Annotated in this window: 10 protein-coding genes and 1 tRNA gene; 8 read left to right on the forward strand and 3 right to left on the reverse strand. The window is 55.6% G+C overall.

Translation table 11 applies throughout. The features are described 5' to 3' along the window. Positions 1 to 49 precede the first annotated feature (49 nt). The 3 genes from yidD to rpmH all read right to left on the reverse strand — a co-directional run bounded on the left by yidD (position 50) and on the right by rpmH (position 1,149). Positions 50 to 523, reverse strand: coding sequence for a membrane protein insertion efficiency factor YidD (gene yidD / locus ACUXHH_RS00095; protein ID WP_279754403.1), 474 nt, complete (start codon positions 521 to 523; stop codon positions 50 to 52). Then, positions 520 to 885, reverse strand: a complete 366-nt coding sequence (gene rnpA, locus ACUXHH_RS00100; RefSeq protein ID WP_279741960.1) for a ribonuclease P protein component — start codon at positions 883 to 885, stop codon at positions 520 to 522. Before rnpA ends, yidD begins: the two co-directional genes overlap by 4 nt. Before the next feature lie 126 nt (positions 886 to 1,011). Then, positions 1,012 to 1,149, reverse strand: coding sequence for a 50S ribosomal protein L34 (rpmH, locus tag ACUXHH_RS00105; RefSeq protein ID WP_005504094.1), 138 nt, complete (start codon positions 1,147 to 1,149; stop codon positions 1,012 to 1,014). Positions 1,150 to 1,721: 572 nt separating this feature from the next. Here rpmH and dnaA point away from each other — a divergent pair. The 8 genes from dnaA (at position 1,722) to ACUXHH_RS00145 (ending at position 13,481) form a co-directional block, all read left to right on the forward strand. Then, positions 1,722 to 3,422 (forward strand): chromosomal replication initiator protein DnaA, encoded by a 1,701-nt coding sequence (gene dnaA / locus ACUXHH_RS00110; protein ID WP_458390559.1) that lies wholly within the window; start codon positions 1,722 to 1,724, stop codon positions 3,420 to 3,422. 787 nt (positions 3,423 to 4,209) lie between these two features. Continuing rightward, positions 4,210 to 5,334 (forward strand): DNA polymerase III subunit beta, encoded by a 1,125-nt coding sequence (dnaN, locus tag ACUXHH_RS00115; RefSeq protein WP_279754405.1) that lies wholly within the window; start codon positions 4,210 to 4,212, stop codon positions 5,332 to 5,334. Positions 5,335 to 5,539: 205 nt separating this feature from the next. Further along, a complete protein-coding gene (recF, locus tag ACUXHH_RS00120; protein ID WP_279790854.1) occupies positions 5,540 to 6,781 on the forward strand; it encodes a DNA replication/repair protein RecF in 1,242 nt (413 codons plus the stop codon). Further along, positions 6,774 to 7,469, forward strand: coding sequence for a DUF721 domain-containing protein (locus tag ACUXHH_RS00125; RefSeq protein ID WP_279790852.1), 696 nt, complete (start codon positions 6,774 to 6,776; stop codon positions 7,467 to 7,469). The genes recF and ACUXHH_RS00125 overlap by 8 nt, the downstream gene beginning before the upstream one ends. 417 nt (positions 7,470 to 7,886) lie before the next feature. Beyond that, complete coding sequence (gyrB, locus tag ACUXHH_RS00130; protein ID WP_458390560.1) at positions 7,887 to 9,917, forward strand: DNA topoisomerase (ATP-hydrolyzing) subunit B; 2,031 nt, start codon at positions 7,887 to 7,889, stop codon at positions 9,915 to 9,917. A 79-nt stretch (positions 9,918 to 9,996) separates the two neighbouring features. Continuing rightward, on the forward strand, positions 9,997 to 12,627 hold the full coding sequence (gene gyrA, locus ACUXHH_RS00135; RefSeq protein WP_458390561.1) for a DNA gyrase subunit A: 2,631 nt from the start codon (positions 9,997 to 9,999) through the stop codon (positions 12,625 to 12,627). Further along, positions 12,627 to 13,208 (forward strand): DUF3566 domain-containing protein, encoded by a 582-nt coding sequence (locus tag ACUXHH_RS00140; protein ID WP_279788223.1) that lies wholly within the window; start codon positions 12,627 to 12,629, stop codon positions 13,206 to 13,208. The genes gyrA and ACUXHH_RS00140 overlap by 1 nt, the downstream gene beginning before the upstream one ends. Positions 13,209 to 13,407: 199 nt before the next feature. Then, positions 13,408 to 13,481, forward strand: a tRNA-Ile gene (locus tag ACUXHH_RS00145). Positions 13,482 to 13,603 lie beyond the last annotated feature (122 nt).

Below are 13,603 nucleotides of genomic sequence, written 5' to 3' on the forward strand. Positions count from 1 at the left end.
GGGAATACTCCTTAAGGACTCGGCTAAGTCATTGTGTGGGAGGCACCGCCTACTCAGGGCAGGCGTCACCGCCGGTGTGAGGGTTATAAAGATGGGGGTGGTTGAGCAGAATAATTTTCGGTTCTGCTCCGGGAGCGAAAGTACGCTTCCCCTCCGGAACTGGGTCGATACCTCCGGTCGCCCAGGGAACACACCGCAGAATACGGCGCACCGTCAGGGAAAGCCCGCGCATCGCGCCGTGGGTAGTCAGCGCCTCCAGGGCGTAGGCTGAGCAGGTCGGGTAGTAGCGGCACACATCCCCATAGAGGGGGGAGACGACCTTGCGGTAGGCCTTCATACACGCAATCAGCAGGTTCTGCGGTAGAACGTAGAGTGCCTGTAGGAAAGTTTCAGCCCTCACGAATTCGTTAGGTGCTAGAGCCAGCAACTCGTCGGGGCCCAGAATCTCGGCAGAGGCGCTATAGGTGCCGCTGTTATGCGCGTGGAAGCGTTCTTCACAGCGCTCACGCTGGGGACGACTCACGGCTTCTCCTTACTCTGAGGCAGGTCGAGCTTAGCGAAAGCAGCCTCGAGTGCCGATTCGTAATCACGCCGCAGCTGATCCCAGCTGGCGCTCGCGGAGGCGGGAAGTGCTCGCACCGCGATGGCGTAGCCTTCCGGATGCGCGGCGCAGGTGAACGCAGCAAGTTCACGCAACCGGCGTTTGACCAGATTGCGTGTGACTGCGTTGCCCACCGCCTTCGACACAATAAAACCTACCTGGGTTGTTTTTCCAGGATTTTTCGCCGTAGATATAAGGATGTTCCGACGTCCTGTACGGATGCCGGAACGGAAGGCGTGGGAGAATTCAGCGCTGGTGCGCATACGGTGCCGTTGAGGCAGCACGTGTTCCCCTTTACGTAGTGTGGGAGATTCGGCTCTTGTGGTGAGCTGATCTCCGCATGTATTTCACGCTTAATGATAGTTCGCCCGCCGATGCGTGTGCATCGGCGGGCGAACTATATGCCGTGATTAGGCCGAGAGCTTTGCGCGGCCCTTACCGCGGCGGCTCGACAGAATCGCGCGGCCTGCACGGGTACGCATACGCAGACGGAAGCCGTGCTTCTTAGCGCGACGGCGGTTGTTCGGCTGGAAAGTACGCTTGCTCATACTTTGTCTCCTTGATTTTTTGCGGTTCGTGCCCTCACAGGTATCGGAACCGTACGCTTCTTGGTGCACGGGGGTACCGCGACTATTCGCAGTAGACGGTGCACACACAACAGCACAACTTTAGAAGAGTGGAGGGCGTAAATCAAGTTCTTGACGCTTTTTTCCGCGTGATTCCAGGCTCGTTTGTTCTGAGGAGGCGGGGGTTTCAGTGGGTATTAAGGATGCGGAGACACTACTAGCTCATGGGGTGCAAATCTGAGGATATTTACGGCGACACAATATCCACCACAGTGTATATCTCATCCAGCCCTTCTATTATTAGTGAGTTATCCACACCCATGCATCACCAGGCTGTTCCGCTAAATATCAAGGAAGAAGCCTTGCTACACGCTCAATTCCAACTACTTATCCACCTCTGTAATTACAAGTTTTCCACCGTGTGGAAAACTCTTGTGGATAACTTTCCTCCCTTGTGCATTAAGCAGGTAGAATCTTAATGACCTCGCGGTGGTTTCCGGCATGATTTTCTTTACTGAACCACCGCTTCACATCGAGTGAAAGTAAAGAATTCCATGACCGACTCCCTTCAGGCGCGCTGGGCGCATCTGATCTCTATTCTTGCCGCTGATCCGGCAGTGACGGCACGTCAGCGTGGTTTCGTGAATCTTGCGCAGCCTCAGGGTCTGATGGGTTCTTCTCGTCTCATCATTGAGGTGCCGAATAAGCTGACCCGTGCAGTCTTCGAGGAACAGATTAGTGCTTCGTTCCGTGCGGCTCTGCACGAGGCTTTTGGCCCCTCAACCACCGCGCTTTTCGATGTGAATGAGTCGATGCTTCCGGTTGAACCTGCAAGTCAGGACGTTTTCCAGGGTGAGCGTGAGGTTCCTGTTGAGCACCAGCCAACCCCTTCGATAACGACGGCTTCTGTGCATCCCGAGACGCCCGCTGGCTCGCGTGCCTTTGAGTACTACACGGAGCCGCATCCGGGTCCGGACCACTACGAGGTGCCCGCTGATGAGCAGGTCACCCGCCCCTCTATGCACGCTTTGGAGGCGGAGCGTGCCGGATTCCCCTCCGTACAACAGCCCGCTCCGACAGCTCCTGTTGAAGCGACAGCTCCTCGCGAATACCCGACACCTTCTTTCGTTCCGGACGCCCCGGCGGTACCGGAGGCTCAGCAGGTGCATCCGCATGAAGACCCGGAAAACGCGCCGACTTGGGATAGCTCTGCCCGACTGAACCCGAATTACACCTTCGACACCTTCGTGATTGGTCAGTCCAACCGCTTTGCGCACGCAAGCGCTTTCGCAGTGGCGGAGCAACCCGGCATTGTCTACAACCCGCTGTTCATCTACGGCGGTTCGGGTCTGGGTAAGACCCACCTGCTGCACGCGATCGGCCACTACACCAAGTATCTGTACCCGAATTTGCGGGTGCGCTACGTGAATTCTGAGGAGTTCACGAATGACTTCATTAACTCGATTCGTGACGATGAGGGTTCGTCGTTCAAGCAGATTTACCGCAATGTCGATGTTCTGCTGATTGACGATATCCAGTTTTTGGCGGGTAAAGAGGCGACGATGGAAGAGTTCTTCCATACGTTTAACGCCCTGTATAACCACCAGAAGCAGATCGTGATTACCTCTGATTTGCCGCCGAAGCAGCTGACCGGTTTTGCTGAGCGTATGCGTTCACGGTTCGGTTCAGGCCTGAATGTGGATGTGCAGCCTCCGGAGCTGGAGACTCGTATCGCGATTCTGCGGAAGAAGGCTCAGAACGAGATTTTGCCGGTGCGCGATGACGTCATGGAATACATTGCGTCCCATGTCACGGCCAATATTCGCGAGTTGGAGGGCGCGCTAATTCGTGCGAGCGCTGCCGCCTCGATGAAGAAGCCGCCGGAGCCCATTACTCTGGCTGAGGCTGAGACTTATCTGAAGGATTTGCTCTCTGATACCGGTGGCGCGGAGATTACATCAGCACTGGTTTTGGCGACGGTGGCGAAGTATTTTGATGTCTCCATTGAGGATATGCAGTCGAAGTCTCGCACCCGTACACTCACGAATGCGCGTCAGGTGGCGATGTATCTTCTGCGTGAGCTGACCGAGATGTCTCTACCGCGTATTGGCAACGATTTGGGTGGCCGCGACCATACGACGGTGATGCACGCGGTGCGTAAGGTGAGCGCACAGATGGCTGAACGTCAGACAATTTTCAATCAGGTGACTGAACTGACGAATTTGATCCGCCAGGAGCAGCGCGCCGCCGGCTAAATGTGCTTTTCTCCCCGTTCCGTAGCTTATTTTGCGCCTCGACTAGATGTTTTATAGGATTCCGGGCGAGCATTCACGCTGGATTCAAGGATTTTAGTGACTCGAAAAAGTGGATTTTCGGGGTGTGGATAAGCTGTGCTTTAACTCATGCATTCGTGTGGACGTTAAGTGCATGAATATTCAAAAGGTGTGGAATCGAGAAAATGTATAAATATCCATACACAATGCATCCTCAGCACTGAGTGGATTCTTCCACTTAATGTCCACAGGCTACTTCCGTGTCATTGCAGGCAAGGAAGGGGTTTTCCACCGTTTCCACAAGCGTTAACAATACTACTGTACTTAAAGAAAAAATCCTCCCCATAACAAGTCGTTCTGCTCAGCAAACCGGGTTGGTTCAGGTTTTTCTATGTGTCCCTACTGAAAATCGTAGATTTTTGCGGATTTGGATTGATCGCTGCATGCTATCTCTGAGCTTGGGTTTGCATAAGAAACCAACACTGAATCATCATCTAGTTCGAATCTTTTTTCGACTGGATTCACTGCATCTTCCACCTATCTTTGTAATTACAAAAATACAGCGGCCCTTAATGCCTTACCCCACCCAATTTTTCACTACAGGATTGACCTTCGAGTCTCTGTGTAATTACAAAATCCGGTAGGATGGATAGACGCGCGCGCGGAAGATTCACTGCGCATCAGAGCACGCGGTATTTCCGGCTCTATCGTCCAAAGTTTTACGTGCGCCCAAAAACTACTATCTAATTCCGTGAAAGGCGCCTTCTCGATGAAATTCACCGTTGAACGCGATGTCCTTGCCGAAGCAGTCGGCTGGACGGCACGCTCACTTCCGTTGCGTCCCACCTCCCCCGTACTCAACGGTCTGCTGATTACCGCCTCCGCAGGTGAGGTTAGCATCGCAAGCTTCGATCACGAGACTAGCGCCCGTCAGGTCATTGCAGCCGATGTTGAAGTAGAAGGCGTTTGCCTGGTTCCCGGCAAAATCCTGGCAGAAATTTGCCGTTCTTTGCCGAACGCGCCCGTCGAGTTCACTGCAGATGAGTCCGTTATTCGTATTCACTGCCGTTCCGCTAACTTCCAGCTGGCTGGCATGCCGGTCGTGGACTACCCCGAGCTTCCCGAGCTTCCCGAAATTTCCGGTACCGTGGACGGCGCTGAGTTCGCTGAAGCCGTTAAGCAGGTTCAGATTGCGGTGTCCAAAGATGAGACCCTGCCGCTGCTGACCGGTATCCGCGTAGAAATTAATGGCGACACCATGACCCTGCTTGCCACCGACCGCTATCGCCTGGCAATGCGCGAAATTAAGTGGAACCCGGTCAATCCCGATGTTCAGGCGGCTGTGCTGCTGAAGGCTAAGACCGTCTCTGAGGTCGGTAGCACCCTCTCCGGATCTGGTGAACTGTCTATCGCTCTGCCCGCCGCCGGCGAGCTGATCGGCTTTACTGCCGGCTCCCGCCGCACCACCAGTGTTCTGATGGACGGTGACTACCCCAACATCCGCGCACTGTTCCCGGAGCAGACCCCGATCCACGCAGTTGTTCGCACCTCCGATCTGGCTGAGGCTGCTCGCCGTATCTCCCTCGTGGCGGAGCGCAATACTCCCCTGCGTCTGAAATTCACTCAGGGTTCGGTTGCTATTGATGCCGGCCGCGGTGATGAGGCTCAGGCTTCCGAGACTCTGCAGGCGCACCTGTCAGGTAATGACATCACCGTTGCGTACAACCCCGCCTACCTCTCGGATGGTTTGAAGGTTTTCGGTACTGAGTTTGTTCGTTTCTCCTTCACCGATGCGCCGAAGCCCGCCGTGATTTCCGGTCAGAACGAGCCTCTGGCTGAGGATGACCGCAACTACCGTTACCTGCTGATGCCGGTTCGCCTGCCGTCGAACTAGTTCCAGCCTTTGCCGCCCCGTACGTCTTTCGGTGCCCATGCGCCGCGAGTATGTGCGGGGTTGCGCTGTTTTTTCTGTGCTCATCCACGCGGAAAAACCTAGTATTGTGACCTCTCACTGTGCCTTCCAGCAGGGTGCCGTGAAGCCCTAAGATAAGAACCCTAGCTAAGAACCCGCGTATGAAACCCCGTGAAAGGAGCTTCCGGTGTATATCGACCATATTTCGTTGTTGGATTACCGCACCTACGCTCTGCTGAGTCTGCCTCTTTCGGCGGGAGTTACGGTGTTTCTGGGCTCGAATGGTGTGGGGAAAACCAACATTGTTGAGGCGATCGACTATGCAGCGTCGCTATCTTCGCACCGTGTAAGTTATGACGGACCGCTGGTGCGGATGGGCGCTTTGCGAGCTTATATTCGCACCCGTACGGTGCGTGGTTCGCAGCAGACGGTGACTGAGTTTGAGATTGCTCCGGGGCAGAGTAATCGGGTGCGCATTAATCGTGCCGCGCCGGTTCGTGCTAAGGAGGCGCTGGGTATTGCCCGCACGGTGCTGTTTTCTCCGGAGGATCTTCAATTGGTGAAGGGGGATCCTGCGGGTCGTCGTCGTTTTGTGGATGAGCTGGCTATCTCTTTGCGTCCGGTAGTTGCCGGCTACCGTAGCGAGTATGAGCGGATTTTGCGGCAGCGTAATTCGCTGCTGAAATCCATGCAGCGTAAGGCGCGGGACGAGAACGCTTTGAGCACACTCTTGGTGTGGGATGAGCAGCTGTCGACTCTGGGCGCCCAGATGCTTTCTGCGCGTTTTCGTCTGCTGCAGCGTTTTTTGCCGCAGCTTCGCCGCGCCTATGCGGGGCTGACGGACGGCTCTAAAGAGGTCGGGTTCAACTATGAGTCGACTGTTTTTTCGAGCATGGGCGAGCGCTCAATCGAGCATGCGGCGCTGATGCGCATTGAGGACCTCAAGGAGGCTTTGATGCGTGGTTTTGCGGAGCGTAGGCGCGATGAGATTGAGCGTGGCGTGACCCTGGTGGGTCCGCACCGTGAGGATATTACCCTGCTTCTCGGCGGCATGCCGGTGAAGCATTTTGCCTCGCACGGGGAGAGCTGGTCTTTTGCGTTGGCACTGAAATTGGCGTCCTGGTTTGTGCATGTTGAGGATGACTCCTCGGTGGGTTCTTCGCCGATTCTGATTCTTGATGATGTGTTTGCGGAGCTGGATTCTGCGCGCCGCCACCGCCTGGGTGCGATGGTTGCTGGCGCGGAGCAGGTGCTGATTACCTGCGCGGTACTTAGTGATATTCCGGAGGAGCTGGGCGACTACCGGCTGGTGTCGGTGACCGCGGGACACGCCGAGTATGCGCATCCTGCCACCGACTCTGTCGCTGACTCTGCGGGACGGTCGAGCTCAACCGATTCTGCGCTCGAGGAGAGTGACGGCAATGAGTAACCCCACCCGTCCCCAAAACCATGTTTCACGTGAAACATTCGATGAATTCGCGGAATCGCAGTTTGTGGAGACTCAAAATCCGCGCGAGGTTGACTGCGTAGGTGAGTTCTACCGTGACGAGGTGGATGCCCCCTCTGCCCTGCTGACCCGCATGCGAGTGGCAGCTCAAGAACGCGGCGAGGCGCCCCTGAACGTCTTCTCAGCGAATAAAATTATGCGCGATTTTGGTGCGGTCATGTCCGGCACCGCCTCGAAGAAGAAATCACTGCGAGCGCAGGGCTGGGACCCCCGCGTTATGGGCAGCTATAGCGGCTCCGGAGAGAGCTCTCGCGATCCCAAACCCCTCGGTGGTATCGTCAGTGCTCTGATGCGTTCTCGCGGATGGAAAGAGCCCGTGGCAGTCTCTAGTGTGCTGGCTCGCTGGGCAGAGCTGGTGGGTCCTGAAATCGCGGCGCACACCCGCCCGATCAGCTTCGAAAACTCCATTGTTGAAGTCCAATGCGACTCTACCGCCTGGACGACTCAGCTGCGCCTGATGCAGGGGCACCTCATTGAACTATTCCGCCACGAACTGGGTGAAGGTATCGTAGCTCAAGTTCGAGTACTGGGTCCGAATAGCGGACACTGGAATCAGCGAGGCTATCGGCGCGCCACCGGCATGCGCGGTGTACGTGACACATACGGGTAGCCTTCTGATTGACCCCGACCCTCGGGCACCTTCTGGTTGAACAGTGTTAGGTCAAAATAAGCCTTTTTCTACACGGCATGAAAGCTATAGAAGCGCCAGCAATCCCCACGAGGCTGTGAACTGTACCCCCTTACCTCAAGAGGGGGTTGAACCACTCTAAACCGCCTTTGTGGGCTTTTGAGCGGGTGATAGCCCTCAAAAAGCTCAATAAATGACGTATACAGATGGTTTTATGCTCTCTTGCTCGGTAAAATAAAAGAGACAATGCGTAAAGTGTGCCCACCTATGGGCACTACCGGCAGCACGGGTTGTAATAGGCACTTTCTTGTGCCCTCTGTGAGGCGTTCTAGGCTCCGCTCTTGACTACCCGTAACTTTTCTTCGCCGGTTGCATCATCTACTCAAGGAGTTCTGCCTCGTGGCATCTGAACAGAATGCATCTGAACAGCAGCATGAATACGGTGCATCCGATATTACCGTGCTGGAAGGTCTGGAAGCGGTTCGCAAGCGCCCCGGCATGTACATTGGCTCGACCACTGAGCGCGGTCTGCACCACCTGGTCTACGAGGTTGTAGATAACTCGGTTGACGAGGCGCTCGCTGGCTACGCCTCCGAAATTGACGTGACCATTCAGGCTGACGGTTCTGTCCGTGTGAAGGATGATGGCCGCGGTATTCCCGTGGATGAGCACCCCACCGAGCACAAGTCCACCGTTGAGGTTGTTATGACCGTGTTGCATGCCGGTGGTAAGTTCGGTGGCGGCGGCTACTCGGTCTCCGGCGGTCTGCACGGTGTGGGTATCTCCGTGGTGAATGCACTGTCGACCCGCGTGATTACCGAGGTGCACCGTCAGGGCTACGCATGGCATATTTCCTTCTCTAACGGTGGCGTGCCGGATGGCCCCCTGCGCCGTGGTGAGCCTTCCGATAAGACCGGCACTATCCAGACCTTCTACCCGGATCCTGAGATTTTCGAGACTGTTGAGTTCGACTTTGAGACTCTGCGCGCACGTTTCCAGCAGATGGCGTTCCTGAACAAGGGGTTGACCATTACCCTAACTGATGAGCGCGAGAAGTTCGTTGGTGACGAGGTTACCGACGAGGAGAAGGCGAATACCCTCAACCGCGTGCGCGCGAATGCTGAGGGTTTCACGACCGTCACCTACCGTTATGACAACGGCCTGTTCGACTATGTGCACTTCCTCAATGCAGGTGCGAAGACCATCGTGAACGAGGAGATTGTCTCCTTCGAATCTGAAGACACCGACCGCAATATGAGCCTGGAAGTGGCAATGCAGTGGACCGGTGCATACAAGGAATCCGTCTACTCATACGCGAACACGATTAACACCCATGAGGGCGGTACCCATGAAGAAGGTTTCCGTGCTGCTCTGACCTCGCTGGTGAACCGTTATGCGCGTGAGAACAAGCTGCTGCGCGATAAGGACGATAACCTCACCGGTGAAGATGTGCGTGAGGGCCTGACCGCGGTGATTTCGATTAAGATTTCTGAGCCGCAGTTCGAGGGTCAGACCAAGACTAAGCTGGGTAACTCGGAGGCTAAGTCCTTCACCCAGCGTGAGGTGAATGATCACCTCGGCGACTGGTTCGGCCGTAACCCCGCGGTGGCTAAGGATATCGTGCGCCGCGCAATCACTGCCGCTCAGGCACGTATTGCAGCTCGTAAGGCACGCGAGACGACCCGCCGTAAGGGTCTGCTGGAAACCAGCTCCATGCCCGGTAAGCTCAAGGACTGCTCCTCGAAAGATCCGTCGATTTCTGAGATTTACCTGGTGGAGGGTGACTCTGCGGGTGGTTCGGCGGTCCAGGGTCGTAACCCGAATACTCAGGCTATTCTGCCGTTGCGCGGTAAGATCCTGAACGTTGAGCGAGCTCGCCTAGATCGTGCCCTGTCGAATGCTGAAATTCAGGCGATGATTACCGCTTTCGGTACCGGTATTGGTGATGACTTCGATATTGAGAAGGCTCGTTACCACAAGATTGTTCTGATGGCGGATGCGGATGTGGACGGTCAGCACATTACGACTCTGCTGCTGACTCTGCTCTTCCGCTTTATGCGTCCGCTGATTGAGGCCGGATACGTGTACCTGGCTCAGCCGCCGCTGTACCGCATCAAGTGGTCGAATGCGCCGCACGACTATGTATACTCGGACGCTGAGCGTGATGAGGCTCTGGATCGTGGTGCCGCAAAGAACCTGCGCCTGCCCAAGGATAACGGTATTCAGCGTTACAAGGGTCTGGGCGAGATGGACTACACCGAACTGTGGGACACCACCATGGACCCAGCACGCCGCACCCTGTTGCAGGTGAAGATGGAGGATGCAGCTGCTGCTGACCAGATCTTCTCTGTTCTGATGGGTGAAGATGTGGAAGCTCGCCGTGAGTTTATTCAACAGAACGCCAAGGACATTCGTTTCCTTGATATCTAGCCCGAAACGGTATATACCCCATATGACATATGTCAAATGAGGTATATGGCTCTATGGGGCATAAACAAATGAGAAAGTTATGAGCGAAGAACACCAGAATGAGACCACCGAGGTTGACGTAGTCAGCAATGGTGGTGCTGAAAGCGTAGACCACCACGGTCACATTGAGCAGGTGGACCTGCAGACTGAAATGCAGCGTTCCTACCTGGACTATGCGATGGCGGTTATTATCGGTCGTGCCCTGCCGGATGTGCGTGACGGCCTCAAGCCGGTGCACCGCCGTGTGATCTACGCGATGTACGATGGCGGCTACCGTCCGGACCGATCCTTCAACAAATGCGCCCGCGTGGTCGGCGATGTGATGGGTCAGTTCCACCCCCACGGTGACAGCGCTATCTACGACACTCTGGTGCGTCTGATTCAGAGCTGGATTATGCGTTATCCGCTGGCACTGGGTCAGGGTAACTTCGGCTCTCCGGGTAATGACGGTGCTGCAGCGCCTCGATACACCGAGACCAAGATGGCTCCCATTGCCTTGGAGATGGTGCGTGATATCAACGAAGACACCGTTGATTTCCAGCCCAACTACGACGGCAAGTCCCTGGAGCCTACCGTTCTACCCTCACGCATCCCGAACCTGCTGGTTAACGGTTCTTCGGGTATTGCTGTGGGTATGGCGACTAATATTCCGCCGCATAACCTGCGTGAGGTTGCCGAGGGTGTGGAGTGGTTCCTGAAGAACCCGCACGCCACCAATGAGGAGCTGCTGAACGCGCTGATGGCGCGCATTAAGGGCCCCGACTTCCCCACCGGTGCACAGATTCTGGGCACCAAGGGCATTGAGGATGCGTACCGTACCGGTCGTGGTTCCATTACCATGCGCGCGGTGGTCAACGTGGAAGAAATCCACGGTCGTACCTGTCTTGTGGTGACCGAGCTGCCGTACCAGGCAAACCCGGATAACCTAGCAATTAAGATTGCTGAGCTCATCAAGGACGGTAAGGTCAGCGGCATCGCGGATTTGCGCGATGAGACGTCGGGTCGTACCGGTCAGCGTCTGGTGATTGTGCTCAAGCGTGATGCTTCCCCGAAGGTTGTGTTGAACAACCTGTACAAGCACACCCAGCTGCAGGAAAACTTCTCCGCGAATATGCTCGCCATTGTTGATGGTGTGCCGCGTACCCTGTCCCTGGACGCGTTTGTGCGTCACTGGGTGGATCACCAGATGGACGTTGTCGTTCGTCGTACCCGTTACCGTCTGCGTCAGGCGGAGGAAGAGGCACACATCCTGCGTGGCCTACTGAAGGCTCTGGATGCTTTGGATGAGGTTATCGCCTTGATTCGCCGCTCCCCCACCGCTGATGAGGCGCGTAGCAGCCTGATGGAGTTCCTGCAGATTGATGAGGCTCAGGCGCAGGCAATTCTGAACATGCAGCTGCGTCGTCTGGCTGCGTTGGAGCGTCAGAAGATTCAGGATCGCCACGATGAGCTGATGCGTATGATTGCTGAGTACAACGCGATTATTGCCTCGGAGACTCGCCAGCGCGAGATTATCTCTGAGGAGCTGGGCGAGATTGTGAATCGCTACGGCGATGAGCGTCGCACCCAGATTATGTACGGCTACAACGGTGACATGTCCATGGAGGACCTCATCCCTGAGGAGGAGGTCGTGGTTACGATTACTCGCGGCGGCTACATTAAGCGCACCCGCAGTGATCAGTACCGTAGCCAGCACCGAGGTGGTAAGGGTATTAAGGGTGCCTCTCTGCGCGGTGATGATGTGGTGGAGCATTTCTTTGTGACCACTACGCACAGCTGGATTCTGTTCTTCACGAACCTGGGTCGCGTGTACCGTGCGAAGGGTTACGAGCTGCAGGAAGCTGGCCGTGACGCGAAGGGCCAGCACATTGCGAACCTGCTGGAGTTCCAGGGCGGCGAGCATATTGCTCAGGTCATGGAGCTGAAGAGTTACGACGATGCTGAGTACCTGGTGCTTGCTACTCGCGGCGGTATGGTGAAGAAGAGCCGCCTGAGCGATTACGATACGAACCGTACTGCCGGCCTGATTGCGATTAACCTGCGTGAGGGCGATGAGGTTGTTTCGGCGTTCACTGTGTCGGCTCAGGACGATATTCTGCTGGTGTCGCGTAACGGTATGTCGCTGCGCTTCCACGCTGATGATGAGTCGCTGCGTCCGATGGGTCGCTCCACTTCCGGTGTGACCGGTATGAAGTTCCGTGAGGGCGATGAGCTGATTTCTGCGAATGTGGTCACTGAGGGCTCCTTCGTCTTCGTGGTCACTGAGGGTGGTTACGCGAAGCGTACGAGCGTGGATGAGTATCGCGTGCAGGGCCGTAACGGTTTTGGCATTAAGGTTGCTAAGCTAGTTGAGGATCGTGGTGCCCTGGTGGGTGGCCTCATTGTGGATGAAGAGGACGAGGTGCTGGTGGTTATGGCCAGCGGTAAGGTCGTTCGCTCGAACGTGAATGAGGTTCCCGCGAAGGGACGCGATACTATGGGTGTTATCTTTGCAAAGCCCAGTAAGGGCGATTCTATTATTGGTGTTGCGCGCAACCAGGATCGTCAGCTGGATGATAGCGACGATGAAACCACTGAGAACACCGAGGCTTCGGAGTCTTCTGAGACGCCCGGTACGGACAACGAGGGTGAAGCGGCAACTGCCGATCTCACCGCTACTGGAGGTAACTAATGAGCAGCACTCCTGCGTCGACACAGCGTTCGGCGTCGGCTGGCGCATCCAAGTCTTCGGGTGCGGCTAAGGCTGGTGCGCGTCGCCCGGCTCAGTCGCGTTCGGGTCAGGCTCGTCCTGGCGGTACCGCTAAGCGTCCTGCTGGCAAGCGCCCTGTAAAGACTATGCGTCCGACCGGTTCGCGCCGTCAGTTGGTGCGTCCGGCGCCGCGTTCGAAGATTCGTCGCGCGCGTTTGGTGGTTCAGAAGGTTGATACGTGGTCGGTGGCTAAGCTGATCTTCCTGCTGTCTATTGCTCTGGGCATTGTGACTGTGGTGGCTTCGGTGATTCTGTGGCTGTTCCTGCAGGCTTCTGGCGCGTTTGTCGGTGTGAACCAGCTGATTAGCTCTCTGGGTACCGGTTCGACTGCTGTAGATATTTCGCAGATGATTTCGCTGGGTCAGGTTGCTTTGGTGACTACTATTTTTGCTGTGGCCAATACTGTGGTCTTTACTCTGCTGGGTATGATTGGCGCGATTCTTTACAACCTGGCTGCGAAGCTGGTTGGTGGCGTGACCTTGACTCTGAGCGATGAGTCCTAGTTTGTAGCTTTTTGAGCTTTGTGTGCGGGCGGTACTGTCTCCGATGGAGACGGTGCCGCTCGTTCTGTATGTCCCCGTTCTGTATGCTCGGGAACCTTCGATATTAAATGTGATGCAGAACATGCTTTTTTGGTTTGGTGTTACCTTCAAAAACCTGTATAGTTATATTTCGTTCTACGGAAGAAATTCCGCAGAGGGAGGGCGTATAGCTCAGACGGTTAGAGCGCTTCGCTGATAACGAAGAGGTCCCAAGTTCGATTCTTGGTACGCCCACTCCACACTATGAAAGGCAATAATGAAGAGATTATTGATTCTTACTGTTATTTCGTGTGTCACTGTGAAGATCTTGAAGAAGTATCAGAGCAATGAAGTCGTGAAGGCTTGGAAGAATAACT

Source organism: Rothia sp. 110740021-2, from assembly GCF_054263775.1.